The organism is Nocardioides luteus (assembly GCF_000960475.2).
In the GTDB taxonomy this organism is placed as follows: Bacteria; Actinomycetota; Actinomycetes; order Propionibacteriales; family Nocardioidaceae; genus Nocardioides; species Nocardioides luteus_A.
The window spans coordinates 13,218-38,288 of record NZ_JZDQ02000001.1 but is presented as its reverse complement, the minus strand read 5'-3'; the positions used below and the strand labels follow the sequence as shown (position 1 = coordinate 38,288).

General features: G+C 67.9%; 22 protein-coding genes. 1 reads left to right on the top strand and 21 read right to left on the bottom strand.

All coding sequences use genetic code 11. From position 1 onward, the window contains the following. Positions 1 to 3: 3 nt before the first annotated feature. From UG56_RS00180 to UG56_RS00090, 19 genes are all read right to left on the bottom strand, one after another. Positions 4 to 681, bottom strand: coding sequence for a prepilin peptidase (locus tag UG56_RS00180; protein WP_143054843.1), 678 nt, complete (start codon positions 679 to 681; stop codon positions 4 to 6). Beyond that, the gene (locus UG56_RS00175; RefSeq protein WP_045551050.1) at positions 678 to 1,514 is read right to left on the bottom strand and encodes a shikimate dehydrogenase; all 837 of its coding nucleotides are present in this window, start codon (positions 1,512 to 1,514) and stop codon (positions 678 to 680) included. Before UG56_RS00175 ends, UG56_RS00180 begins: the two co-directional genes overlap by 4 nt. 13 nt (positions 1,515 to 1,527) lie before the next feature. Next, positions 1,528 to 2,859 (bottom strand): endolytic transglycosylase MltG, encoded by a 1,332-nt coding sequence (gene mltG, locus UG56_RS00170; protein WP_305728733.1) that lies wholly within the window; start codon positions 2,857 to 2,859, stop codon positions 1,528 to 1,530. A 140-nt stretch (positions 2,860 to 2,999) separates the two neighbouring features. Next, a complete protein-coding gene (ruvX, locus tag UG56_RS00165; RefSeq protein ID WP_045548824.1) occupies positions 3,000 to 3,470 on the bottom strand; it encodes a Holliday junction resolvase RuvX in 471 nt (156 codons plus the stop codon). Beyond that, complete coding sequence (alaS, locus tag UG56_RS00160; RefSeq protein ID WP_045548828.1) at positions 3,470 to 6,142, bottom strand: alanine--tRNA ligase; 2,673 nt, start codon at positions 6,140 to 6,142, stop codon at positions 3,470 to 3,472. The genes ruvX and alaS overlap by 1 nt, the downstream gene beginning before the upstream one ends. An 8-nt stretch (positions 6,143 to 6,150) precedes the next feature. Beyond that, the gene (locus tag UG56_RS00155; RefSeq protein WP_052693539.1) at positions 6,151 to 6,465 is read right to left on the bottom strand and encodes a DUF6167 family protein; all 315 of its coding nucleotides are present in this window, start codon (positions 6,463 to 6,465) and stop codon (positions 6,151 to 6,153) included. Further along, positions 6,462 to 7,007, bottom strand: coding sequence for a hypothetical protein (locus UG56_RS00150; protein ID WP_045548823.1), 546 nt, complete (start codon positions 7,005 to 7,007; stop codon positions 6,462 to 6,464). The genes UG56_RS00155 and UG56_RS00150 overlap by 4 nt, the downstream gene beginning before the upstream one ends. Before the next feature lie 12 nt (positions 7,008 to 7,019). Beyond that, on the bottom strand, positions 7,020 to 8,348 hold the full coding sequence (locus tag UG56_RS00145) for a replication-associated recombination protein A (RefSeq protein WP_045548822.1): 1,329 nt from the start codon (positions 8,346 to 8,348) through the stop codon (positions 7,020 to 7,022). Positions 8,349 to 8,404: 56 nt separating this feature from the next. Next, a complete protein-coding gene (locus tag UG56_RS00140) occupies positions 8,405 to 9,397 on the bottom strand; it encodes an ABC transporter permease (RefSeq protein WP_045548821.1) in 993 nt (330 codons plus the stop codon). A 132-nt stretch (positions 9,398 to 9,529) separates the two neighbouring features. Beyond that, on the bottom strand, positions 9,530 to 11,341 hold the full coding sequence (locus tag UG56_RS00135) for an ABC transporter substrate-binding protein (RefSeq protein ID WP_071326801.1): 1,812 nt from the start codon (positions 11,339 to 11,341) through the stop codon (positions 9,530 to 9,532). Between the two features lie 49 nt (positions 11,342 to 11,390). Beyond that, positions 11,391 to 12,389: an ABC transporter permease gene (locus UG56_RS00130; RefSeq protein ID WP_045548819.1), complete on the bottom strand. Its 999-nt coding sequence runs from the start codon at positions 12,387 to 12,389 to the stop codon at positions 11,391 to 11,393. A 233-nt stretch (positions 12,390 to 12,622) separates the two neighbouring features. After that, positions 12,623 to 13,810 carry an ABC transporter ATP-binding protein gene (locus UG56_RS00125; protein WP_045548818.1) on the bottom strand — a complete coding sequence of 396 codons (1,188 nt, stop codon included), beginning with the start codon at positions 13,808 to 13,810 and terminating at the stop codon, positions 12,623 to 12,625. Further along, positions 13,810 to 14,895, bottom strand: a complete 1,086-nt coding sequence (locus UG56_RS00120; protein WP_045548817.1) for an ABC transporter ATP-binding protein — start codon at positions 14,893 to 14,895, stop codon at positions 13,810 to 13,812. The genes UG56_RS00125 and UG56_RS00120 overlap by 1 nt, the downstream gene beginning before the upstream one ends. 15 nt (positions 14,896 to 14,910) lie before the next feature. After that, a complete protein-coding gene (locus UG56_RS00115; RefSeq protein ID WP_045548816.1) occupies positions 14,911 to 15,927 on the bottom strand; it encodes an ABC transporter permease in 1,017 nt (338 codons plus the stop codon). Positions 15,928 to 16,083: 156 nt separating this feature from the next. Next, entirely contained in the window at positions 16,084 to 17,829 is a 1,746-nt protein-coding gene (locus UG56_RS00110; protein ID WP_045548815.1) for an ABC transporter substrate-binding protein, read from the bottom strand. An 87-nt stretch (positions 17,830 to 17,916) separates the two neighbouring features. Beyond that, positions 17,917 to 18,918, bottom strand: coding sequence for an ABC transporter permease (locus tag UG56_RS00105; protein ID WP_052693537.1), 1,002 nt, complete (start codon positions 18,916 to 18,918; stop codon positions 17,917 to 17,919). A 342-nt stretch (positions 18,919 to 19,260) separates the two neighbouring features. Next, positions 19,261 to 21,048 carry an aspartate--tRNA ligase gene (gene aspS, locus UG56_RS00100; RefSeq protein WP_045548814.1) on the bottom strand — a complete coding sequence of 596 codons (1,788 nt, stop codon included), beginning with the start codon at positions 21,046 to 21,048 and terminating at the stop codon, positions 19,261 to 19,263. Further along, positions 21,045 to 22,394, bottom strand: coding sequence for a histidine--tRNA ligase (hisS, locus tag UG56_RS00095; protein WP_045548813.1), 1,350 nt, complete (start codon positions 22,392 to 22,394; stop codon positions 21,045 to 21,047). Before hisS ends, aspS begins: the two co-directional genes overlap by 4 nt. Then, positions 22,391 to 23,083, bottom strand: coding sequence for an MBL fold metallo-hydrolase (locus UG56_RS00090; protein WP_045548812.1), 693 nt, complete (start codon positions 23,081 to 23,083; stop codon positions 22,391 to 22,393). The genes hisS and UG56_RS00090 overlap by 4 nt, the downstream gene beginning before the upstream one ends. Before the next feature lie 188 nt (positions 23,084 to 23,271). Here UG56_RS00090 and UG56_RS00085 point away from each other — a divergent pair, with 188 nt between their 5' ends. Continuing rightward, positions 23,272 to 24,510, top strand: a complete 1,239-nt coding sequence (locus UG56_RS00085; RefSeq protein ID WP_045548811.1) for a DUF349 domain-containing protein — start codon at positions 23,272 to 23,274, stop codon at positions 24,508 to 24,510. A 53-nt stretch (positions 24,511 to 24,563) separates the two neighbouring features. Here the strand turns inward: UG56_RS00085 and UG56_RS28145 are convergent, their stop codons facing one another. Together UG56_RS28145 and UG56_RS00075 are read right to left on the bottom strand one after the other, a co-directional pair. Next, positions 24,564 to 24,728, bottom strand: a complete 165-nt coding sequence (locus UG56_RS28145; RefSeq protein ID WP_177191387.1) for a hypothetical protein — start codon at positions 24,726 to 24,728, stop codon at positions 24,564 to 24,566. A 117-nt stretch (positions 24,729 to 24,845) separates the two neighbouring features. Then, positions 24,846 to 25,064, bottom strand: coding sequence for a hypothetical protein (locus UG56_RS00075; protein ID WP_045548809.1), 219 nt, complete (start codon positions 25,062 to 25,064; stop codon positions 24,846 to 24,848). Positions 25,065 to 25,071: the final 7 nt, after the last annotated feature.

The window sequence follows — 25,071 nt, the reverse complement described above, 5'->3', positions numbered from 1 at the left end:
GCCTCAAAGCGAGACGGCGAACACCCCGACGAGCATGCCCAGCAGCATGAAGGGCCCGTACGCCAGCGGCTCCCGCATCGCCGTGCGTGAGCGTTGTGCGATCGCGCGTCCGATGCCCCAGACGCCGAAGATCGCCAGCCCGGCCCACAGCCCGACGGCGAGCTGCTCCCAGCCGAGACGACCGAGGACGAGGCCGACGAGCGCCGCCAGGCGTACGTCGCCGAAGCCCATCGCGTGCGGCAGGAGCCGCCACAGCAGCCAGAACGCCGAGCGGGCGATCACCAGTCCGGCGAGGGCGCCGAGGGCCGTTGCGGTCTCACGCGTCCACAGCCACTCGGCGACGAGCAGCCCGAGCCCGACCGCCGTGGCCACCAGGATCGGCATCTTCGGCAGCCGCTGGACGCGCCAGTCGACGTAGGCGAGCAGCACGCAGACCGGGGTGAGCGGCGTCAGCGCCACCATCAGCCGCGACGGATCGACCTGCCAGCCGAGCAGCCCGGCGACTGCGGCGGAGAGCGCCACCGCGACCGGCAGGAACGGTGCCCATCCGGCCACGGTCGCATAGGAGAGCTCCGGCGGGTCGTCGACAGGTTCGGGGAGCCGGCGAAGAAGTGCCGGCATCCCGAGAGCGAGCAGACCGGCGACGGCCGCACTCACCAGCACGACCGCCCCAGGACTCATGCCGGTGACAGCTCGGCGATCCCCAGCGCCTTCTCCCCCGCCGCCCGCATGGCGGCGAGCGGCGCGGGACGGCTGGTGAAGAGCTCGAACTGCAGCACCGCCTGGTGCACGAGCAGGTCCAGGCCGCTGACGGCCACACCGGGCGCGACCGACAGCAGCGGCGAGGGCCACCGGTCGTAGACCACGTCGAAGACGACCGGCGTCGGTGCCCAGCGGTCGATGAGCTCGGGGGTCAGTGCCTTCGCCGGGACCGTGGAGACGACCGCGTCGACACCGTCGACCGCCGAGTCCAGCGGCAGCACCGAGACCACGGGCTTGCTCCGGTGACGGGAGATCATCTCGATCGTCTCCCCCGCCGCACCCGGGTTGCGAGCCAGCAGCGTGATCCGGGAAGCGCCCAGCTCGGCGAGCGCGAGGCCGGTCGAGGCGGCCGTGGCACCGGCGCCCAAGACGGCACCGTGGGAGCACGAGTAGCCGTCGCCGGCCCGCTCCCGGATCGCAGCGACCGCACCGGGCAGGTCGGTGTTGTCACCCACCCAGCCGTGCGAGGAGCGCACCAGCGTGTTGACCGCCCCCACCAGCCGTGCCCGCGGCGAGACCGACCGCGCCAGCTCGAAGGCCTCCCGCTTGAGCGGCATCGTCACTGACAGCCCACGCCACCGGCTCGGCGGCCAGTCACCACCGAGGTCGGCCACGTACTTCGCCAAGCCGCCGGCCTGCACCCGAGTGGAGGTGTAGGACCAGTCGGACATCTCCAGCTCGGCGTACGCCGCCTGGTGGAGGACCGGGGAGAGCGAGTGACCGATCGGGTCACCCAGGACAGCGCACTTCACTCAGGACTTCTCCTCAACAGCTCTTCGACTCGGTCTCGCAGTAGTTCTTGTATTCGGCCTTGAACTTCAGGAACTGGTCGTAGTTCTTGGCGAACTTCGTCTCACCGGTCTTCAGGTTGACGGTCACGTAGTAGTACCAGGCACCTTCGGCCGGGTTGAGCGCGGCCTGGATCGCCTTGTCACCCGGCGCACCGATCGGCCCCGGCGGCAGCCCCTTGTTGGTGTAGGTGTTGTAGGGCGAGTCGACCGACTGCACGTTCACACCACCGAGCTCGGTGCTGCCGGACTTCCCGAGCGCATAGTTGACCGTGGCGTCGATCTGCAGGAAGCCCGCCTGGCCGGCCGTGCCGGGATTCTCCACCCGGTTGTAGATGACCCGGGCGATCTTGGCCATGTCGTCACCGCGGCCCTCGGCCTCGACCAGCGAGGCCACGGTCATGATCTGCTCGGGTGTGCAGGCCTTTCCTCCGCCGCACTTCAGTTGCTTGGCACGCGCCTCGATGTCGTTGTCGCCGAGCGCCTGCTCCCATCGGTCGACCATCATCGCCAGCATCTCGGTCGGCGTGGCGTCGGGCGGGAAGGCGTACGTCGCCGGGAAGAGGTAGCCCTCGACGTTGCCCTTGGCGTAGTCGGGCAGCCCGATCGCCTCGGTGTCCTCGGCGGCCTTCTTGAAGTCGGCCGGCTTCTTCTTGGTCTTCTCGGCGAGCACCTTGTAGATCGCCTTGGCGCGCGACCCTTCGGTGATCGTGACGTTGATCGTGTCGATGTTGTCCGGGTTGGCCAGGATCTCGACGACGTCGGCGGCCTTCATCTGCTTCTTCAGCGGATAGAAGCCGACCTGGACGGTCAGGCCCTCGGTGTTGGCCGCGTCGATGAAGGCATCGACCGACTCCACCACGCCGATCTCCTTCAGGTTGCGACCGACGGCCGAGACGGAGTCGCCCTCGTGCACCTCGAACGAGACCGGGTCGGTCCCGGGACCGGGATAGTCGGCCGGCGGCGCGACCAGGTCCTTGACGTAGTCGATGGCGCGGTCACCCACGACGTAGAACCCACCGAGCACGACGGCCATGGCCACCAGCACGGCCAGACAGCCGCCGAAGCGCCGCTTGCGCCGGGGCGGCGGCTCGTCGTCGAAGTACGGGTCGTGCTCCCTGGGGCCGTCGTCGAAGAAGCTGGGGTGCTGCTGGTAGGTCGGCCCGCCGTAGCCACCGGGCCGTTGCGGCGGCTCCTGACGGCCGTAGCCCGGCGGGGGCGTGCCGGCGCCGGGGATGGGGCGCGGCCCCGGGCGGCGACCCGGCTGGCCCTGCTGCTGAGGAGGCATCTGGCCGGGCCGCGGCGGCATCGTGCGTGGGTCTCGGGGAGCCTGTCGCGGGTCCTGTGGGGGCTGCTGCCGGGGCGGGTAGCCACCGCGCGGATCGCGACCATATGACCCCTGACCAGGGCGACGCGGGTCGCGCGGGTCCGGGGGGTAGTAGCGCTCACTCAATGACCGACCTCAACGATCTCTCCAGGCGCGGCCCCCGAAGCGCGCTCACTGTCCAATGCGTGTTGCAGGATCACGACCGCTGCGGCCATGTCGACGACTGCTCGACGGTCCTGACCCTTGCGACCTCGGTCTCGGAGCATAGCCTCCGCGGAAACAGTGGTGAGCCGTTCGTCGACGAGACGAACCGGGACCGGGGCCACTCGCCGCGCCAAGGACGCGGCGAAGTCCCGGACCTTAGCAGTCGCCGGGTTCTCGCCTCCCTTGAGGGACCGGGGCAGCCCGACGACCACCTCGAGCATCGTCGACTCCTCGGCGATCTCGGCGACGATCGCCTGCAGCCGCGCGAGGTCCCCGCGGCCCTTCTTCACCGTCTCGAGCGGCGTCGCCAGGAACCCCGTGGGGTCACTCCTGGCGACGCCGATCCGGGCGTCGCCAGGATCGAGACCGAGGCGTACGCCGTGACGCATCAGGCTCCGGCCACCAGCGACTTGACCTTGGCGACGGCCTCGTCGATCCTGCCGACCTCGGTGCCACCGCCCTGGGCGAAGTCGGGCTTGCCACCGCCGCGGCCGCCGACGACCGGAGCGAGCTCCTTGATCAGGTCGCCGGCCTTGACGCCCTGGGCGATGCCGGCCGGGTTGACCGCGGCCACGACCGCGACCTTGTCGTCGGCGTCTCCGAAGAGCACGACGGCAGCCGGCGCGTCACCGAGCCGGGAACGTACGTCCTGGGCGAGCGTGCGCGCGTCGCCGCCGCCCACGCCCGGCACCCGCTGGGCGACGACCTGGACGCCGTTGACATCGACCGCGGAGGCCGCGATCGAGCCGCCGGAGGCGAGCAGCTGTGCCGTACGCGCCCGGGCGATCTCCTTCTCGGCGGCCTTGAGCCGCTCCATCAGGTCGGAGACCCGGCCGACGACGTCGTCGGACTTCGACTTGAGCAGCAGGTTGAGCTCGGAGACCACGTCGCGCTCGCGCGCGAGGTAGTTGAAGCCCTCGACGCCCGTGTAGGCCTCGATGCGCCGGTTGCCGGAGCCGACCGAGGCCTCCGAGGTGACCACGATCGTGCCGATCTGGGCGGAGTGGTCCACGTGCGTGCCACCGCACAGCTCACGCGACCAGGGGCCGCCGATCTCGACGACGCGCACCTTGGAGTCGTCGTAGGTCTCGCCGAAGAGCGCGATCGCACCCCACTCCTTGGCCTCGGAGAGGGTCATGTAGTCCCAGGACACCGGCAGGTCGGCACGCAGCGCGTTGTTGGAGACCTCCTCGATCTCATGCATCTGCTCCGGGGTCAGGCCCTTGGTCCAGCCGTAGTCGAGACGCAGGTAGCCGGGACGGTTGAACGAACCCGACTGCAGCGCGGTCGGGCCGAGCACCTCACGCAGCGCCGCATGCACCACGTGGGTGCCGGAGTGCGCCTGGCGGGCGCCGATGCGCCACTCCTTGTCGACCTGGGCGTGCACGAGCCCGTTGCCGTGGAACTCGCCGTCGACGACCCGGACCTGGTGGACCACGAGGCCCTTGACCGGCCGCTGCACGTCGACGACCTCGAGCCGGCCGCCGTCGAACTCGATGATGCCCGCGTCGGCGGACTGACCACCGGACTCGGCGTAGAACGGGGTGCGGTCGAGGACGATCTCACCGATCTCCTCGGGGCCGAGCACGTCGACCGCCTTGCCCTCCTTGAGGAGCGCCAGCGGCTTCGACTCGGTCTCCAGGGTCGTGTAGGCCTGCCAGTCCGTCGGCCCGTTGGCATCCAGGATGCCGCGGTAGACCGACAGGTCGGCGTGCTGACCCTTCTTGGCGCGCGCGTCGGCCTTGGCCCGCTCGCGCTGCTCGGTCATCAGGCCGCGGAAGCCCGCCTCGTCGACCTCGAGACCCGCCTCGGCGGCCATCTCGAGGGTCAGGTCGATCGGGAACCCGTACGTGTCGTGGAGCTGGAACGCCTTGGCACCGGTGAACGTGGTGGATCCGCTCGACTTCACCTCGGTCGCGGCCAGGTCGAAGATCTGGGTGCCGGCCGCGAGGGTCTTGCGGAAGGCCTCCTCCTCGGAGTCGGCAACGCGCTTGATCCGGTCCCAGCCGGAGAGCAGCTCGGTGTAGGTCTCCCCCATCTTGTCGCGGGAGACCGGCAGCAGCTCGGGCATCGCCGGGTCCTCGTAGCCGAGCAGGCGCATGTTGCGGATCGCGCGGCGCATCAGCCGGCGCAGGACGTAGCCACGGCCCTCGTTGCCGGGGGTGACGCCGTCGCTGATCAGCATCAGCGAGGAGCGCACGTGGTCGGCGACGACCCGGAAGCGGACGTCGTCCTCGTAGGAGGCGCCGTACTTCTTGCCGGTCAGCTCCATCGCCTTCTCGATCACCGGGAAGACCACGTCGGTCTCATACATGTTGGACTTGCCCTGCATGAGGTAGGCGACGCGCTCGAGACCGAGGCCGGTGTCGATGCCGGTCTGGGCGAGCGGGCCGTCGATGTCGACGTCGTACTTGGACCGCGCCGCGACGACGTTGTCCTGCATGAAGACGAGGTTCCAGAACTCCAGGTAGCGGTCGCCTGCGTCCCAGTCACGGTCGGCGCCGAACTCGGGACCGCGGTCGATCAGGATCTCCGAGCACGGGCCACCCGGGCCGGGCACGCCCATCGACCAGTAGTTCTCGCTCGGGGGCAGCCGGACGATGCGGTCGTCGGGCAGGCCGGAGATCTTCTTCCAGAGCGCGACCGCCTCCTCGTCGCCGTTGAGCACGGACGGGTAGAGGACCGACTCGTCGAAGCCGAAGCCACCGTCGGCGACCGACTTGGTGACCAGCTCCCAGGCGAGCGTGATGGCGCCCTCCTTGAAGTAGTCACCGAAGGAGAAGTTGCCGCACATCTCGAAGAAGGTGCCGTGCCGGGTGGTCTTGCCGACCTCCTCGATGTCGGGCGTGCGGATGCACTTCTGCACCGACGTCGCCCGCTGGTAGGGAGGCGTGGCCTGACCGAGGAAGTAGGGCTTGAAGGGCACCATGCCTGCGTTGACGAAGAGCAGGTTGGGGTCGTCGAGCAGGAGCGATGCCGACGGCACCACCGTGTGCTCGCCGATCTCGGTGTTCTCGGCGAAATGCGCCGTGAAACGGCGGCGGATCTCCGCCGTGCTCAACCACTCCATCAGGGGGTACTACCTTCCGTGTTCTGCCTCGGGTCCTCGGTTGGCCCGTTCAATCCAAGTCTGTGCTGCTGGCCGCCTGCGGCGCCAATCTGTTTAGGTCCGGCGGTCCTGGCCTCGATCCACTCCCGCAGCTCGAGCTCCTTCTCCGCCTTGCCGGTGGCCAGCTCCTCGCGGAAGATCCGCGCGCCGACCCCGAGCGCCTGAGCGCGGTCGCGCAGGCCGTCGGCGGTGAAGGCCTCCGCGGCCCGCCGCCCCTTGACCATCGCGTACACGCCCGCGCCCGCACCGACCACGAACCAGATCGCGCCCCTCATCGGGAGTCCTCCATACGTACGTCCTCGTCAACTGCCGCGCGCTGGCGCTCGCGGTATTCGCGCAGCGCCTCGCGCATCTCGCTCTTCCGGTCCTTGCGTGCCCGCTTGACCTCACGGTGCATCTCGTAGCGGATCTTGAACCGCACCTCGGGCGAGAGCGCCCGGCGGACCCCGTGGACCAGCGCCGCGCCCTGCACGACGGTCTCCCGGAACACCGCGTCCGCGAAGGCCGGTGCGGTCAACGTACGCTGCACCACCTGCTCCACCTCGACAGGCTCGCCGTCCTCCCCCAGGGAGGTGATGACGTATTCCTTCTCGTCCCGGCGCCGCCGCCTGACCTCGGGCTGGGTCAGACGCTTCTCGAGCGCCTCGAGCCGCTCACGCAGCTCGGCCTCACTGGCCTCGGCCTCCTCGAGCCGCCGCCGCGCACCGCGCCGTGCCCCGAGCGCGAGCAGCACCACCACCAGCAGGATGAGGACGAGAACCCCCACCGCGGTCAGTGTCGCCACCAGCGCCCACCCGGGCGTGCTCGAGTTCGTCATGGTGCGCCTACCCTATCCATCCTGTCCGCGCACGATTTTCCGGACACGCTCCCAACGTTCCTTCACTCCCGCCTCGGCGCCATGGGTGGTCGGCCGGTAGTACTCCGCGTCGGCCACCGCCTCCGGTGCGTACTGCTGGGTCGCGATGCCGAACGGCTCGTCGTGGGCGTACTTGTAGGCCTCGCCGTGGCCGATCTTCTTGGCGCCCTCGTAGTGGGCGTCGCGCAGGTGCGGCGGGACGTTGCCGATCTTCCCGGCGGCCACGTCGGCGCGGGCGGCGAAGATGGCGTTGGTGACCGCGTTGGACTTCGGCGCGACCGCGAGCGCGATCGTGGCGTGGGCCAGGGTCAGCTGGGCCTCCGGCATCCCGATCAGCTGCACGGTCTGCGCCGCGGCGACCGCGGTCTGCAGCGCCGTCGAGTCGGCCAGGCCGATGTCCTCGGAGGCGAGGATCATCAGCCGGCGCGCGATGAACCGGGGGTCCTCCCCCGCCTCGATCATCCGTGCCAGATAGTGCAGCGCCGCATCCGCATCAGACCCGCGCACCGACTTGATGAACGCACTGACCACGTCGTAGTGCTGGTCGCCCTGACGGTCGTAACGCACCGCCGCCTGGTCGACCGCACGCTCGGCGGCCTCCAGGGTGATCTCCCCCTCGGACGCGGCACCCGCGGCCGCCTCCAGATAGGTCAGCGACCTGCGCGCGTCACCGCCGGCGAGGCGTACGAGATGGTCGAGCGCCTCCTCGGTGATCGTCACCGACCCACCCAGCCCGCGCTCGTCCTCCAGCGCCCGCCGAAGTACGCCACGGATGTCGTCGTCGGTCAGGGACTCCAGGCGGAGCAGCAGCGAGCGCGACAGCAGCGGCGAGATCACCGAGAAGAAGGGGTTCTCCGTGGTGGCAGCGACCAACGTCACCCAGCGGTTCTCCACGCCCGGCAGCAGCGCGTCCTGCTGCGCCTTGCTGAACCGGTGCACCTCGTCCACGAAGAGCACCGTCTCCTTGCCGGTCGCGACCAGCTCGGCGCGGGCCGCGTCGATCGCCGCCCGGACCTCCTTGACCCCGGCCGAGACCGCGGAGACCTCGACGAAGCGCCGGTCGGTGGAGCGGCTCACGATGGAGGCGATCGTCGTCTTCCCGGTGCCCGGCGGCCCCCACAGCAGCAACGAGAGCGACTGCCCGCCCTCGACGACCTGGTGCAGCGGTGACCCTGCCGCACGCAGCGAGCTCTGCCCGACCAGCTCCTCGAGCGTACGCGGCCGCATCCGCACCGCCAGCGGCGCGGCCGCATGGTCGCTGTGGCTCAGCGACCCGCCGCGCGAGGCGCCGGCAGCACCCATCTCAAACAACCCGTCCACACGCCAACCCTAGTGGTCGGCACCGACAGGGACCGGGGTCAGGTGACGCGTACGCGCGGGTCCAGGACGCTGTAGAAGAGGTCGACCACGACGTTCGCGGCGATGACCACGGCCGCGGAGATCAGGGTCGTCGCCTGGATCACCGGCAGGTCGCTCTGGGTGACCGCTTCCAGCGATCGGAGCCCCAGGCCTGGGATGTCGAAGATCTTCTCGGTGAAGATGGTGCCGCCGAGCAGGGCTCCGAAGTCGATCCCGAAGATGGTCACGATCGGCACGACGGCCGCCCGGAGCGCGTGCTTGTAGACGACCTTGCTCTCCTTGAGGCCCTTGGACTTCGCGGTGCGGATGTAGTCCTCGTTGAAGGCCTCGATCATCGACCCGCGGGTGAACCGTGCGTACTTCGAGGCGTTGACCATGCCGAGCGCCAGCCACGGGAGCACCAGCGCCCAGGCCCATTGGACCGGCGAGTCCGTGAAGGAGTGATAGCCCTTCTGCGGAAAGATGCCGAAGGACACCGCCAGGTAGAGGAACGCGAGCAGGACGAACAGATAGTAGGGAATCGACTCGATCACCAGGGTCGAGCCGATGACGGCCTTGTCGGCCATCGTTCCCCTGCGTCTGGCCGCGAACATCCCGATCGGCACCCCGATCAGGAGGATCGTCACGCCGGCCCCGATCGCCACCGACACCGTCGGCCCGATCCGGTCCTTGATGTCGTCCCAGACCATCGTGCGGTAGATGAAGCTCACCCCGAAGCAGGGGGCGTCACACTCGTACGCCTCGGTGCCGGCTGCGATCTCCCGGCCGGACACGATGCCGGTCATGTAGTCGATGTACTGCTCATGGATCGGCTGATCCAGGTTGAGCGCCTCGCGGATCGCGTCCTGGCGCTGCACGGAGCACTTCGGCTCCGGGCACATCGCCCGGGCCGGGTCGCTCGGACCGTAGGTGAAGATCGCCACCACGGCGACCGAGACCGCGAACAGCACCAGCAGCGCCGAGATCAGCCGGCGTACGACGAAACCGAGCATGGTCGGGAGGTCTCACTTTCTCGAGGTCGTTCTCAGGGGCGTCTCGCCCCGGACGGGTGCCACCCACGAACAGGTGGCACCCGCGTTGCCGAGGTGGACCGGCGCGGCGCGGGCCGCGCCGGTCCACTCACATCACTTGGTGACGTAGGTCGTGTTCAGGGTCGGCATGCCCTTGACCGGGTCGTCGAAGACCCCGCCGAGCTTGGAGCCCTTGATGAAGGCGCTACCCGAGTAGCCCCAGACGACCGCCGGGTAGTAGGTCTCCTGCATCCACTTGTCGAACTCGCCCCAGGCAGCGGGGACGTCGGCCGGATCCATCTTCAGGATTTCGGCCTGCTTGGCGTCCGCGTCGGCCTGGTCGAAGTTGGCCGGGTTGGGCATGCCCGCCTTGTTGGCCAGCGAGCCGTCCCACTGGGCCGGGAACCAGGAACCGCCCGAGGGCCAGTCCGAGCACCATCCACCGGAGCGCAGGTTGATCGGCGCCTTGGGGTCGCTGGTGAGGTCACGGATGGTGTCCGACGTCGCCGGGAGCGGCTTCACCTTGAAGCCGGCGGCCTCGTACGCCTTGACCTCCTGGTCCTTGGCGGCCACGCGCTGCTCGTCGTCCTTGGAGTAGTACCAGGTCAGCTCGAAGCCCTCCGCGCCCGCTTCCTTCAGCAGCGCCTTGGCCTTCTCCGGGTCGGTCGTCTGACCGTCCTGGCCCTTCGGGTACTCGTAGTCCTGACGGCCGGCGGTGCCCGGGGGCAGGATGGCGGCGCCACCCTCGACGGTCACGCCGTCGATCCATCCACGAGCCTTCCAGACCGCCTTGTACGGGTAGGCCCAGCCGATCGCCTCGCGGATCTTCTTGTCCTTGATCTTGTTCTGGTCCATGTAGATCATGTAGGTGCACGGCGAGGGACCGAGGATGAGGTTGTCCTCGTTCTCGGTCTGGACCTTCTTGAAGGTCTGCGGCGTCACGTTGTCGTAGGTCAGCGTGGTCTGTGCGTCACCGGTGTCGGCCGCGATGGTGTTCTCCAGCTTGGCGGTGTCCTGGGAGAACTTGAAGCTGAACCCGTCGACCTTCTGGATCCGGCCCGGGTCGGTGTCGGCGTCCCACTGGTCGTTCTTCTCCAGCTCGAGCGACGTGCCCGGCTTGTAGGACTTGAACTTGTAGGGGCCGGTGGCCATCGGGTGGTTCTCGTAGGCCAGCGGGTCCTTGTCCTTGGCCTTCGGGATCGGCGAGAAGACCGGGAACGAGGCGTAGTAGTCGAGCTCGGCGAACGGCTGGGCGAGGTGGATGATCACCTTGTTGCCGTCGGTCTCGACGCCCTTGTAGTCGTCGCCGCCGTACCAGCCGGGCTCGTAGCCGTCGAGCTTCTTGAGCTCGGCCTCGGTGTCCGCGAACGGGCCCTTGTACTTGTCGCCGTCCTGGAAGAAGGTCAGCTGGTAGGTCGGGCCGTCGGGCAGCGTCTCGATCGCGAAGGAGCGCTTGATGCCGTACGCCACGTCCTCTGCGGTGACCGGCGTGCCGTCCTCGTACTTGATGCCGTCCTTCAGCGTGAAGGTCCAGGTCAGACCGTCGTCGGAGACCTGTCCGAGGTCGGTGGCGAGGTCAGGGACCAGGACCGAGTCCTTGGCCTTCTCGTCGTAGACGTACTGGGTCAGCGAACGCGTGACCAGACCGGACATGATCTCGCCCGAGTCGACGTAGTAGGTGCGCGTCGGGTCGAGCGTGGAGGGCGCGACCGCCGTCGTGACGGAGACGATGCCGCCATCGGCCGCGTCGTCCGGGACCGCCTTCGGCCCGGTGGCCGAGGGGTCCTTGCCGGCGCCCGCGGCGCCACCCTCCTGGAACTCGTTCTTGTCGTCGCCGGCTCCGCTGCCGCTGCCGCCGCCGCACGCGGCGGTGAGCATCAGGGCAGCGATCGCGCTGGCCGCGATCGCCGTTCTCTTCATTCGCATCGTAGGTGTCCACCTTCCATGGCTGTTGATGCCCTCTCCGACAAAGTGCTCACCGGAAAGACTTGGGGTCGAAGGCGTCACGGATGGCGTCTCCGAGCAGGTTGAGCGCGAAGACCAGGACCACGATCCCGACGATCGGCGCGTAGAGGTAGAGCGGGTACTGCTCGAACCAGCCCTGGGCACGCAGGATCGTCTGCCCCCAGGACGGTCGGCCGGTGACGCCGACACCGAGGTAGGCCAGCGTCGCCTCGGCCGCGATGGTCGCGGGCAGGGTCAGCGAGAACGAGACCACGATGGGCGCGACCAGGTTGGGCAGCAGCTCCTTGAACAGGATCCGGTGGGTCGGCATGCCGAGGACGTGCGCGGCCTCGATGAACTCCCGCTCGCGCAGCGAGATCACCTCGCCGCGGATCAGCCGCGCCAGCCCCATCCACCCGAAGACGGAGAGGATGGCGATCATCGCGATCAGCGAGGCGTTGTCGAGCAGAGCGGGCTGCTCGCGCCAGCGGTCGACGAGGATCGGCGCGATCGCGATCGCGATCAGCAGGAACGGGAGGGTCAGGAAGAGGTCGGTGAGGAACGTGAGCACACGGTCGGCCCAGCCCCGGCTGTAGCCTCCGATCAGGCCCAGGACGACGCCCAGGACCGTCGAGGCCACCGTCGAGACCGACGCGACCAGCATCGACGTACGCGCTCCGTAGAACCACTCCGCGAGCAGGTCGTTGCCGGAGTTCGGCTCCAGGCCCAGCGGCGCCGCCCAGGTGAACCCGTAGTTGGGCGGCCCGATCACCGGAAAGTTGAACCCGTCGGTGTCGTCGGGTGTGCCCGCGCGCAGCTCGACGCCGAAGAGCCTGCACAGCAGCGGCGCGAAGATCGCGATCACGACGTAGAGGAGCACGACCCCGGCGCAGACCATCGCGACCTTGTCGGAGCGGAGCCGGTCCATGGCGATCCGCATCGGTGAGCGGCCGGCGATCTCGCCGGTGCTCGGTTCCGGATCGATCTCAGGCTCAGGGCCGCCCTGGATCAACACTTCGGACACAGTCATACGCTCGGATCTCCGTTCGAACGCCGTGGGCTCGGTTCGCCCAAGACCAGACCAGTCGGCGCAGTCCCGAACCAGCGCGCTGCCTCAAGTTATGCCAAGTTCCGGCGGTTCGGGCGGCCGTACAGATAACGGTTCGATACCGACAGTGATGTGTGACACATCCGTAACAAAGACGGCCCGCAGCCAATGGCTGCGGACCGTCTTTCGTAATCCTGCTGAGATACAGGAGATCCTCAGGCGCGACCCCGCGAGTTGTTCGCCAGGTCGTACCAGGTGTCGGCGTAGCCGGGCCCATCGCCCGGGACCTCTGCCGGGCTGGCGCCCGGGTCCGGCGCGCCGAACTCGTCGACGCCCAGCAGAGGCGCGGTCACCGGCTTCTCCGGGTGCTGGTGGATCTCACCCGGGAAGTGGCAGGCCACCTTGTGCTTCTTGCCGATCTGCAGCAGCGGCGGCTCGACCACGGAGCAGATGTCCTTGGCGATGGCGCAGCGGGTGCGGAAGTGGCAGCCCGAGGGCGGGTTGATCGGCGAAGGTACGTCGCCCTCCAGCCGGATCCGCTCGCGGCGGCCGCCGATGGCGGCCTGCTTCACGTCGGGCACCGCCGAGAGCAGCGCCTGCGTGTAGGGGTGGTGGGCCCGCTCGTAGATCGACTCGCGGTCGCCGATCTCCACGATCTTGCCGAGGTACATGACCGCGACCTCGGGGCAGAAGTGGCGAACGATGGCGAGGTCGTGAGCGATGAACAGGAAGGAGATGTCGAACTCCTTCTGCAGGTCCTGCAGAAGGTTGATCACCTGGGCCTGGATCGACACGTCCAGCGCGGAGACCGGCTCGTCGGCGACGAGCAGCTTCGGCTGGAGGGTCAGGGCCCGGGCGATGCCGATGCGCTGCCGCTGGCCGCCGGAGAACTCGTGCGGGTAGCGGTTGTAGTGCTCCGGGTTGAGGCCGACGATCTCGAGCAGCTCCTGGACCCGGCTGAGCACCTTGTCCTTCGGCACCATCTTGTGGATCCGCAGCGGCGCGCCGATGATCGACCCGACCGTGTGACGCGGGTTGAGCGACGTCGACGGGTCCTGGAAGATCATCTGGATCTCGCGCCGCATCGGGTGCAGCTGCCGACCCGTGTAGTTGGCGATGTCGGTGCCCTCGAAGTTGATCTTGCCTTCGGTGGGCTTGTAGAGCCGGGTCACCATCCGCCCGGTGGTGGACTTGCCACAGCCGGACTCACCGACGAGGCCGAGGGCGGTGCCCTTGGCGACCTCGAAGGAGACCCCGTCGACGGCCTTGACGTGTCCGACCGTACGGCGGATCACACCACTGCCCTTGACCGGGAAGTGCATCTTCAGGTTCTCGACCGAGAGCACCGTCTCCGTGCTCGCCGGCGCGACCGAGGTCGCGGCGGCAGTCGTGGTGTCGCTCATCAGTCCTCCACCAGGTCAGGGGCGATCTCGGGCAGGATCTCTGCCTCGTAGACCTCGTCAGGGTTCTCGAGGTGGCACCGCTTGGTGTGGTTGCCACCGCTCCTGGCCGGGGTCAGCTCAGGCAGCACCGTCTTGCACAGGTCCCCACCCACCTTCGCCACGTGGTCGCAACGTGGCTCGAAGGGGCATCCCGGCGGCGGGTTCAGCAGCGAGGGCGGGTTGCCGCGGATCGGGATCAGCTTGGCCTCGGTCGACGCGGTCAGGTCCGGCACGCTGGAGAGCAGACCCCAGGTGTAGGGCATCTCCGGGTGGGTGAGAATCTCCTTGCCGGGGCCGTACTCGACCGCGCGGCCGGCGTACATCACCAGGACGTCATCGGCCATCTCGGCCACGACACCGAGGTCGTGGGTGATGATGATGATCGCCGCGTCGAAGTCGCGCTGCAGGTCCTGGAGCAGGTCGAGGATCTGCGCCTGGACGGTCACGTCCAGAGCGGTGGTCGGCTCGTCGGCGATGAGCAGGCTGGGGTTGTTGATCAGCCCCATCGCGATCATCGCGCGCTGGCGCATACCACCGGAGAACTGGTGCGGGTAGTCGTCCACGCGACGGTCCGGCTGCGGGATGCCGACACGGTCGAGCATCTCGATGGCGCGCTTGCGCGCCTCCCGCTTGGTCACGTCGTTGTGGACCTGGTAGGCCTCCATGATCTGGTTGCCCACCGTGTAGTAGGGGTGCATCGCGGAGAGCGGGTCCTGGAAGATCATCGCGACGTCGCGGCCGCGACGCTTGCGCATCTCCTCGTCGCTCACGTGGAGCAGATCCACACCGTCGAGCAGGATCTCGCCACTCAGCTTGGCGTTGGTGCCGCGGTGCAGCCCCATGATGGCCGAGCTGGAGACCGACTTGCCGGAGCCGGACTCACCGACGATGCCGAGCGTCTTGCCCCGCTCGAGGTCGAAGGAGAGGCCGTCGGTCGCCTTGACGATGCCGTCGGAGGTGGTGAAGTGGACCTTCAGGTCCCGCACCGAGAGGAACGCGCCATCCTTGGTCGGCGTCCCCCCGAGTGTGTTGGAAACGTCAGACATGGTTCAGATCCCTCCTCAGGCGACGCGCACGCGCGGGTCGATAACGGCATAGAGAACGTCGACGATGATGTTCGCGAGAATGACGAACGAACCGGCGAGCAGCACGACGCCGACCATCACCGGCAGGTCGGAGGCAGCGTTCGCCTGGATCGTCAGAAGCCCGAGGCCTGGATAGTTGAACACTCGCTCGGTGATGATCGCCCCACCCAGCAAGGTTGCGAAGTCGAGTCCTGCCATGGTCACCAGGGGCGTCAGGGCTGCCCGCAGGGCGTGCTTGAAGACGACCTTCCCCTGGCTGAGGCCCTTCGCGTTCGCGGTGCGGATGTAGTCCTCGGTCAGCGACTCGAGCACGAAGGCACGGGTCATCCGGACATAGCCGGCGAGGAAGAGCAGAGCCAGCGTGACCGCAGGAAGAAGGAGATTTCCGAACCACTCGAACACGCCACCGTCTGCGATCTCCGTGTATTTCGGATAGGGGAACACTCCCCATTTGATGGCGACGTAGTTGAGCAGGAAGACCGCGATCGCGAAGCTGGGGAACGCGTAGATCACCAGCGTGGCGCCGACGATACCGCGATCCAGGAAGGAGCCCTGGTTGATCGCGGCCATGATGCCGAAGAGCACACCGCCGATCAGCCACAGCACCAACGCGACGATGGCGAGGGACACCGTGACGGGCAGGGCGTCGGCGACCAGCTCGTTGATCGTCTTCGCGTTGAAGCTCGAGTAGCCCAGGCACGGAGCGCCACAGTGCGTGACCTGGTCCGGCGCGGCCTCGCGCTGGGACTCGTCCAGCGGGAAGTCACGGCCCACGAACAGTCCCTGGATGAAACCGGCCCACTGCTCAACAACGGGCTTGTCATACCCCAGCGCTGCACGAGTGATATTGCGTTGTTCCTCGCTGCAGTTCTTGCCGCACGCGTAGCGCGCGGCGTCGATCGGCGTAGCGAAGAACAGTGCGAAGGTGACCAGCGTCATCGCCAGAATAAGGATGACCCCTATCAGACACCGGCGCACGACGTATGCCCACATCGGACGAACTCCCATTCACAAGTCTGATTCAGAACGCCTCGGCCTGAGTCGGCCTGGGCGATGCACGTCGTTTGACGTGTCTACTGGTAGCGGGTGGCCACTCTCGCGGCCACCCGCTACTAGCAATGGTGTTGCTCTGTGAACCTCAGTCGAGGATCACTGCTTGACGCCGATGAGCCCCAGCTCGGGGTACGAGCTCGATGCCGGCGTGGTGGTGAACCCGGTCACCTTGGACCCGTGGAGCCAGTTGAACTTGGAGATGTCCAGCGGGATGTACGCGACCTCCTCGCCCAGGACCGCGTCGGCCTCCTGGAGCGCCTTGGTCTGCGCGTCGAGGTCGGTCGCGTTGGCGGCCTCGTCGACCTTGGCGTTGAACGCCTTGCTGTTGTAGCAGCCGTAGTCGTTGTTGCAGTTGGTCGCCGAGATGTTCGGACGACCGTCGAACAGCGGCGGCAGCACCGTGTTGGCCGACGGCCAGTCAGCACCCCAGCCACCCCACATGACGTCGGAGTCCTTGTCGGGCTTGCCGATGACGTCGTAGTAGGTGTCGGTCAGCGGGTCGAGCGTGACCTTGAAGCCAGCCTGGTCCCACTTGGCCTTCAGCACCGCGAACGCAGCGTCGCTGGTCGGGCTCTGCTGGTAGGTGACCTTCAGCGGGTAAGGCGTCTTCTCACCGGACTCGGCGAGGAGAGCCTTGGCCGCCTCGACGTCGCCGGCCTCGTCGATGTCCGCGAAGGCGGGGTTCGGCGTGGAGCCGGTGACCGACGGGTTGATCAGGGTCGTCGCGGGAGCGGAGTACTTCTCGCCACCGAGGGCCTTGATGTAGCCGGTCTTGTCGACCGCGGCGGCGATCGCCTGACGGACCTTGACGTTGGTGACCGTCTTGGCGTTGGGCACCAGGTAGTTGACGTACGGCGACTCGACGTTCTTGTAACGCTCCTCGACCGGGCCGGAGACCTGCGAGATCATCGAGGACGGCAGACGCGACGCGGTGATCGCGGTCTGGTCGTCGCCGGCGTCGGCGACAAGACGACGGTTGATCGTCTCGGCAGCCTCGTCGGAGCCGTCGATCGAGAAGGCGATCTCGTCCGGCAGCGCCTTGCGCAGGTTGTCCGGGTCGTCGGTCTTCTCGTCGTAGTTCTCGTTACGAACGAGCTTCGCGCCCTTGTTCTTGTCCCAGACGCCACCCTCGACCTTGTAGGGGCCGTTGGCGAACACCTTCCACAGGCTCTTGGCGCCCTCGTCCTCGGACTCCTTGTAGGGGTCCGTCGACATCAGGCTGGCCGCGGCGAGCGGGAAGTCCGCCCAAGGCTTGTTGAAGTGGTAGGTGATGTTCTTGCCGTCGCACTCGATGGCCTTGTCGAACTCGGCCTGCTGAGCGTCGGTCGCCTTGTACGGACCGGGGTAGGTCGGCACGCCGTCCTTCTGCGGAACGTCGAGGTAGCTCAGGATGTAGTTCGGGCCACCGGTGATGACGTCGTTCGCGAACACACGGGAGGCGCCGTAGCGGAAGTCCTCACACGTGATGTCGGAGCCGTCCTCCCACTTGATGCCGTCCTTGAGCGTGAACTTCCACTCGGTGGAGTCCTCGTTCGGGGTGCCGGTGTCCGTGGCAAGGTCAGCAACGGGGGTGTTGCCTTCCTTCTCGTCCTCTGCCATCGGGAACGCCACCAGGCCGCGGTAGACCGTGCGGCGGAAGCTCGACAGCTGAACACCCAGGTAGATCCGCTGCGGGTCCATGCTCTCCCACGGCGAGCCGAGCAGATAGTTCAGCGTGCCACCCTTGGTGCCCTCGGCGCTGGTGCCGGAGTCCGAATCGGACCCCGACCCACAAGCCGCGAGGCTGAGTCCGAGTGCTGCGGACGCCGCGACGGCGACAACACTCCTCAACTTACTTCCCATTATCGTGTCCTCCTTGGGATGCGCGACACACTGCCGCACGTTCTGCGCCGACGACGTCGGCAGGATTGTGTGAGCGGACCGCTGCGCTCATCGACCTGACTTCGGGTCCAATGCGTCCCTCAGGCCATCTCCGAGAAGGTTGAAGCAGACGACGATCAGCGCGATCAGGACCGCCGGGATGATGAAGTAGGTGAAGTTGTCCGACATGAAGCTGAGCGAGTCGGTCAGCACGTTGCCCAGCGTCGGCGTCGGCGGCCGCACGCTGACGCCCAGGTAGGAGAGCGCCGCCTCGGCCGAGATGAACGCGGGCATGATCAGCGTGAACTGCACCAGGATCGGCGCCCACAGGTTCGGCAGGATCTCCTTGAAGTAGATCCGCCCGGGCCGAGCGCCGAGCAGCCGGGCGGCATAGACGAACTCCCGCTCGCGGATCGACAGCACCTGACCACGCACAATGCGCGCCGTGCTCGTCCACCCGAAGAGGCCCAGGATCGAGACCACGTAGACGAACTGGGCCGACGGACCCTCGGGCACGTTCAGCACGGTGGTGATGAAGGCCACCGCCACACTCGACAGCGCCAGCAGCATGAGCGTCTGGGGGAAGGCCAGGGTCAGGTCGATGAAGCGACCGATGATCGCGTCGATCCAGCCGCCGGAAGTGCCGGCGACGATGCCCAGGACCACCCCGATGACGACGGCGATCAGCGTGGCCAGCACGGAGATGCTCAGCGAGAAGCTGATCCCGTACCAGATCCGGCTCAGCGAGTCGCGGCCGATGCGCGGCTCGACCCCGAACGGGTGCTCCAGCGAGATGCCACCGAAGGGATGCAACGGGAGGCTCTGCTCGTCGATGAGGTCCTGGTGCGGAGTGAAGGGATCGAGCACGCCAGTAGCAACCAGGATGGGTGCAGCGATAGCGGCGATCACGTAGAACACGACCACGTAGAACGAAAACATCGATAGCTTGTCCGCACGGAACCGTGCCATCGCCAACTGGGTCGGCGACTTGCTGACCACCGGGCCAGTCACAGTTGCCGCGGTCTCGACAGCAATCTCGCTGATCTCGACCTGAGTGCCGGGCGTGGTCATGCTCACCTCAATCTAGGACAACCTTAGAAACGGAGCGGCGACTCCGTCGCTCGAACTCTATGTGATGGTTTCCGAAGCGTGCGCCCTAGTGGGGTAACGATCCGATTTCATCCGCGCCTCGACACTCCTCCGCAGGGCTTTCCGTGATCGAAGCCCCCGGCGCAAGAGTCTTCGGCGCAGGCTCCCCTGGCCGAGATCGGCTTCCAGCGCAGTCAGAGCTGCCCTGAGCGTGCACCGGATGAGCTTCGAGGTCAGCAAGCACCGTGAGGTGATTGATAGCGCGAAGAGTCCCCGGGGCCGGAAGAACGGCCGCGGGGACTCTTCGTTTCTCTGCGCTGTCGGTCAGGCCGTGGGTTCGGTCTTGGCCTCGGTCGAAGGAGTTGCGCGAGGCGCGTCGACTCCCGCCTCCTTGCGCTGCTCGGGGGTGATCGGTGCCGGGGCGGCGGTGAGCGGGTCGTAGCCGGCGCCGGTCTTCGGGAACGCGATGACGTCGCGGATCGAGTCGGTGCCGGCGAGCAGGGCGACGACACGGTCCCAGCCGAAGGCGATGCCGCCGTGGGGCGGGGCGCCGAACTTGAACGCCTCGAGCAGGAAGCCGAACTTCTCCTCGGCCGCCTCCTCGCCGATGCCCATCAGGTCGAAGACCCGCTTCTGGACGTCCTCGCGGTGGATACGGATCGAGCCGCCGCCGATCTCGTTGCCGTTGCAGACGATGTCGTAGGCCCAGGCGAGCGCGTTGCCGGGGTCCTTGTCGAAGGCCTCGACGTCCTGCGGGCTGGTGAAAGCGTGGTGGACCGCGGTCCACTCCCCCGCGCCGACCGCGACGTCACCGGACTCGACCGCCTCGGAGGCCGGCTCGAGCAGCGGCGCGTCGACGACCCACAGGAAGCTCCAGTCGCCGTCCTTGCGCAGGTCGAGGCGGTTGCCGATCTCCAGGCGGGCGGCGCCGAGCAGCGATCGGCTCGACTTGGGCGCGCCGGCGGCGAAGAAGATGCAGTCGCCGGGGTTGGCACCGACGTGCGCGGCCAGGCCGGCGGCCTCGGTCTCGGAGAGGTTCTTGGCGACCGGACCGGTCAGCGAGCCGTCCTCCTGGACCAGGACGTACGCCAGGCCCTTGGCGCCACGCTGCTTGGCCCACTCCTGCCAGCCGTCGAGCTGACGGCGCGGCTGGCTCGCGCCACCCGGCATCACCACGGCGCCGACGTAGGGCGCCTGGAAGACGCGGAAGGTCGTCTCGGAGAAGTAGTCGGTGCACTCGGTGATCTCGATGCCGAAGCGCAGGTCGGGCTTGTCCGAGCCGTACTTGGCCATCGCGTCGGCGTAGGTCATCCGCGGCAGCGGGAGCGGCACGTCGTAGCCGATCAGCTTCCACAGCGCCGCGACGATCTCCTCGCCGAGCGCGATCACGTCGTCCTGCTCGACGAAGCTCATCTCGATGTCGAGCTGGGTGAACTCCGGCTGCCGGTCGGCGCGGAAGTCCTCGTCGCGGTAGGCGCGGGCGAGCTGGTAGTAGCGCTCCATGCCGCCGACCATGAGCAGCTGCTTGAACAGCTGCGGCGACTGCGGCAGCGCGTACCACGAGCCCGGCTGCAGACGGGCCGGGACCAGGAAGTCACGGGCACCCTCGGGGGTCGAGCGGGTCAGCGTCGGGGTCTCGATCTCGACGAAGTCGTGGCCGGCGAGCACCTCGCGGGCGGCCTGGTTGGCCTTCGACCGCAGACGGATGGCGTTGCCGGGAGCGGTGCGGCGCAGGTCGAGGTAGCGGTGCTTGAAGCGTACGTCCTCGCCGACCTCGACGTGATCGTCGATCGGGAACGGGAGAGGTGCGGCGGCGCTGAGGACCTCGAGGTCCTTGGCGACGACCTCGATCTCGCCGGTCGGGAGCTTGTCGTTGACGTTCTCGCTGGTGCGCGCGACGACCTCGCCGGTGACCTTGATGCAGTATTCGTTGCGGAGCGCGTGGGCGATCTCCTCGTCACGGACGACGACCTGGACCACGCCGCTGGCCTCACGCAGATCGAGGAACGCGACCCCGCCGTGATCGCGTCGGCGGCCTACCCAGCCGGCGAGGGTCACGGTCTGGCCGACGTGCTCGGCACGCAGGGTGCCGGCGTCGTGGGTGCGGATCACTTCTTCTCCTCGTTGTTCGCGACGACCTGGGGCTTCAGGTCGCTCTCGTTCTGGGGCGTCCAGGTGGCCGGGTCGGCCGGGACCTGGTCGCCGGTGCGGATGTCCTTGATCTCGTAGCCGCCTTCGGTGGCGAAGAGGACGTACGGGATGCCGCGGCGCTCCGCGAAGCGGATCTGCTTGCCGAACTTGGCGGCGTTGGGCGAGACCTCGCAGGCAACATTGTGGCCGCGCAGCGCCTGGGCCGCCTCATCGGCGCTCGCGCGGCTCTCCTCGTCGGCGACCGCGACCAGCACGGTGCTCGGGACCTTGCGGTCCCCGTCGAGCACGCCCTTCTGTACGAGAGGCACCAGGACGCGGCTGACGCCGAGCGAGATCCCGACGCCCGGGTAGGTGGTCTTCCCGTCGCTGGCGAGCGCGTCGTAGCGGCCACCGGAGCAGATGCTCCCCAGGGACTCGTAGCCGTCCAGGCGGGTCTCGAAGACGGTGCCGGTGTAGTAGTCCAGCCCGCGGGCGATGCTCAGGTCGGCCACGACGCGTACGGACCCGGTGTTGAGCGGCGCGGTGGCGTTGATCAGCGTGGCCAGCTCGGACAGGCCCTCCTCGAGCAGCTCGCTCTCGACACCGAGGCCGCGGACCTTCTCCACGAAGGAGTCGTCGGTGGCGGTGATCGTGGCGAGCTCGAGGCACTTGGCGGCCTGCTCGTCGCTCAGCCCGGCCTCGGAGACCAACAGCTTGCCGACGTCGGTGGCCGGCATCTTGTCGAGCTTGTCGATGAGCCGCATGGTCTCCTCGACGTCGGGGGCGCCGAGGCCGGCGTAGAAGCCCTGGATCAGCTTGCGATTGTTGACCTGGAGCGTGAAACCGGGCAGGAAGGTCAGCTTGCCGAGGGCCTCGAGCATGACCCGGGCGACCTCGACGTCGTGGTGGAACGGCAGCGTGTCGCGACCGACGATGTCGATGTCGGCCTGCGCGAACTCCCGGAACCGGCCCTCCTGCGGGCGCTCCCCGCGCCAGACCTTCTGGATCTGGTAGCGGCGGAAGGGGAACTCCAGCTTGCCGGCGTTCTCGAGCACGTAGCGGGCGAAGGGGACGGTGAGGTCGAAGTGGAGCCCCATCCCCTTGTCTCGGGACTCGTCCTGCTCCTGGAGCCGCTTGAGGACGTAGACCTCTTTGCTGGTGTCGCCCTTGCGCAGCAGCTGGTCCATCGGCTCGACGGCGCGCGTCTCGATGTTGCCGAAGCCGTGCAGCTCGAAGGTGCGGCTCAGAGTCTCGATGACCTCGCGCTCGACGACGCGCTGGCTCGGGAGGAACTCCGGGAATCCGGAGAGAGGAGTTGGCTTGTTCATGTGGTGATCAGGTCCTGAAGAAACGGGTTGGTGGCGCGCTCGCGCCCGATGGAGGTCTGTTCGCCATGGCCGGGGAGCACCACGATGTCGTCGGCGAGGGGCAGCACCTTGGTGGTCAGGGACTGCAGCATCGTGGCGTGGTCACCGCCGGGGAGGTCCGTACGCCCGATGCTGCCCGCGAAGAGCAGGTCGCCGGAGAACATCACGTCACTGACCTCGGCGTGGTCGGGGTAGGGAGTCCGGAAGGTGACCGACCCCTCGGTATGCCCGGGCGTATGGTCGATCAGGAACCTCATCCCGGCCAGGTCGATGGCCTGACCGTCGCTCAGCTCGCGGACGTCGTCCGGCTCCACGAAGTCGTAGGTCCCCTCCGGCATGCCGAGCAGCATCTGCGCCGACTCCGGCGAGATGCCCTGGAGCGGATCGGCCAGGAGGTGACGGTCGTTGGGGTGGATCCAGGCCGTGGAGTCGTACGTCCTGCTGACGGGGGTCACGGACCACATGTGGTCGACGTGGCCGTGGGTGAGGAGCACGGCGACCGGCTTGAGGCGCTGCTCGCGGACGATCTCCTCGATCCCCTTCGCGGCGTCCTTCCCGGGGTCGATCACGACACACTCGGTGCCCGGACCGGTGGCGGCGACGTAGCAGTTGGTGCCCCACGGACCGGCGGGAAAGCCTGCGATCAACACGAGAAACACCCTATCCAGCGGTACAGTGCAGCGCCGCATCGTGGCGTCTGACTACGATGGGCATCCCGAGGTGTGTCGGGACACCACGGGGACCTGCAAGTTGAGCCGACCGGGACTGTGACGAGCACGGTGTCCGGCGGGGGAGATTTCATAAGAGGTTAGCGCCTCATGCGAAGAGTAGGGACATTGTGACCAGCGAGCAGTGGGGTCGGGTCGAGGAAGACGGAACGGTCTACGTGAAGACCGCAGAGGGCGAGCGTTCCGTGGGGCAATACCCGGAAGGCACGCCGGAGGAGGCGCTTGCCTTCTTCACCAACCGGTTCGACCAGCTCGCCTTCGAGGTCGAGCAGCTCGAGCGGCGCGTGCATGCGGGGAAGACGTCGCCCGACGAGGCGACGGCGGCGGTGAAGACCGTCGTCGAGAAGGTGACCGATGCCAACGCGGTCGGCGACCTGGCCTCGCTGGTGGCGCGGCTGGAGGCCCTGGGCCCGGTCATCGCCACCCAGCGCGAGGCCCGCAAGGCCGAGCGGGCCGCGAAGGCGGCCGAGGCGAAGGTGGCCAAGGAGGCCCTCGTCGCCGAGGCCGAGAAGCTGGCCCAGAGCAACGACTGGCGCAACGGGGCCAACCGGCTGCGCGAGCTCCTCGACCAGTGGAAGGCGCTCCCCCGCATCGACCGTGGCTCCGACGACGCGCTGTGGCGGCGCTTCTCGACGGCCCGCACCGCTTACACCCGGCGGCGCAAGGCGCACTTCGCCGAGCTCAACGCCCGGCGCGAGGACGCCAAGGTGATCAAGGAGCGGATCATCGCCGAGGCCGAGCAGCTCTCCACCTCGACCGACTGGGGCCCCACCGCCGGGCGCTACCGCGACCTGATGCGCGACTGGAAGGCCGCCGGCCCGGCTCCCAAGGACGTCGACGACAAGCTCTGGAAGCAGTTCCGGGCCGCCCAGGACGTCTTCTTCGGTGCCCGTGACGCCGCCAACGCGGCCCTCGACGCCGAGTTCGCCCAGAACGCCGTGGTGAAGGAGGGGCTCCTCGCCGAGGCGCAGGAGCTGCTCCCGCTGCTGGAGAAGGGCGAGGACCTCGACGCGGTGAAGCGCTCCTTCCGCGACATCGCCGACCGCTGGGACGAGGCCGGCAAGGTCCCGCGCGACCGGATCAAGGAGCTCGAGGGCGCGATGCGCAAGGTCGAGCAGGCCATCAAGTCCGCCGAGGACGACCAGTGGCGCAAGTCCGACCCGGAGAAGTCCGCCCGGGCCGACGACATGATCGCCAAGCTCGAGGAGGCCATCGCCCAGGTCGAGAAGGACCTCGACAAGGCTCGCTCCGCAGGCGACGACCGCAAGGTCAAGTCCCTCGAGGAGAACCTCGAGTCCCGTCGTCAGTTCCTGGAGATGGCCAAGCGCGCCAGCGCCGACTTCAGCTGATCTGTCGAGAGGTGGGTTCCCGGATCACCGGGAACCCACCTCTCGTTTTCGGGTCAGAATCCGCCTCCACCGCCGAAGTAGTCGCCCCTGGCCACGTTGTCGCGCTTGATGTTGCGTATGTTCTCGTCGTCGATACCCCGGGAACCCTTGCCGAACGTGGCCCAGGCCAGCCCCAGCAGGAGGAGTACGCCGCCGATGATGAGGATCCAGGTGAACATGCCGTGCTTCCTCTCCGAGGCGCCCGAGAAGGCGCGCATCTGTTACAGAGACAACGATCGAGTCGCCATGCTCGAGGAGGCCCAGGCTCCTTCAGTGGATGGCCACGTGTCGTGGGTTCAGAATCCGCCAGAAGGCGGCTGGATGTTCTGACCGGGTTGGTGCGGGGCGCCGTGGCCACCGCCGCCGTAGTATTCCGCGTTCCCCAGGGCCTGGGCCCTGTTCCGGTTCGCGATCGCTTCGTCGACGCCTCGCGACGGCTTTCTCACCGCCCTCCACACGACGACGCCGACGATCACGACTCCCAGGGCGATCAGAAACCAGGTGAACGGGTCCACGAGATGC

Bases quoted from the DNA above. Each gene is read 5' to 3' on its own strand.
- UG56_RS00180 (WP_143054843.1), bottom strand. From the start codon at position 681: ATGAGTCCTGGGGCGGTCGTGCTGGTGAGTGCGGCCGTCGCCGGTCTG.
- mltG (WP_305728733.1), bottom strand. From the start codon at position 2,859: ATGCCGCCGCGGCCCGGCCAGATGCCTCCTCAGCAGCAGGGCCAGCCG.
- ruvX (WP_045548824.1), bottom strand. From the start codon at position 3,470: ATGCGTCACGGCGTACGCCTCGGTCTCGATCCTGGCGACGCCCGGATC.
- UG56_RS00155 (WP_052693539.1), bottom strand. From the start codon at position 6,465: ATGAGGGGCGCGATCTGGTTCGTGGTCGGTGCGGGCGCGGGCGTGTAC.
- UG56_RS00150 (WP_045548823.1), bottom strand. From the start codon at position 7,007: ATGACGAACTCGAGCACGCCCGGGTGGGCGCTGGTGGCGACACTGACC.
- UG56_RS00145 (WP_045548822.1), bottom strand. From the start codon at position 8,348: ATGGGTGCTGCCGGCGCCTCGCGCGGCGGGTCGCTGAGCCACAGCGAC.
- UG56_RS00140 (WP_045548821.1), bottom strand. From the start codon at position 9,397: ATGCTCGGTTTCGTCGTACGCCGGCTGATCTCGGCGCTGCTGGTGCTG.
- UG56_RS00135 (WP_071326801.1), bottom strand. From the start codon at position 11,341: ATGCGAATGAAGAGAACGGCGATCGCGGCCAGCGCGATCGCTGCCCTG.
- UG56_RS00130 (WP_045548819.1), bottom strand. From the start codon at position 12,389: ATGACTGTGTCCGAAGTGTTGATCCAGGGCGGCCCTGAGCCTGAGATC.
- UG56_RS00125 (WP_045548818.1), bottom strand. From the start codon at position 13,810: ATGAGCGACACCACGACTGCCGCCGCGACCTCGGTCGCGCCGGCGAGC.
- UG56_RS00120 (WP_045548817.1), bottom strand. From the start codon at position 14,895: ATGTCTGACGTTTCCAACACACTCGGGGGGACGCCGACCAAGGATGGC.
- UG56_RS00115 (WP_045548816.1), bottom strand. From the start codon at position 15,927: ATGTGGGCATACGTCGTGCGCCGGTGTCTGATAGGGGTCATCCTTATT.
- UG56_RS00110 (WP_045548815.1), bottom strand. From the start codon at position 17,829: ATGGGAAGTAAGTTGAGGAGTGTTGTCGCCGTCGCGGCGTCCGCAGCA.
- UG56_RS00105 (WP_052693537.1), bottom strand. From the start codon at position 18,918: ATGACCACGCCCGGCACTCAGGTCGAGATCAGCGAGATTGCTGTCGAG.
- hisS (WP_045548813.1), bottom strand. From the start codon at position 22,394: ATGAACAAGCCAACTCCTCTCTCCGGATTCCCGGAGTTCCTCCCGAGC.
- UG56_RS28145 (WP_177191387.1), bottom strand. From the start codon at position 24,728: ATGTTCACCTGGATCCTCATCATCGGCGGCGTACTCCTCCTGCTGGGG.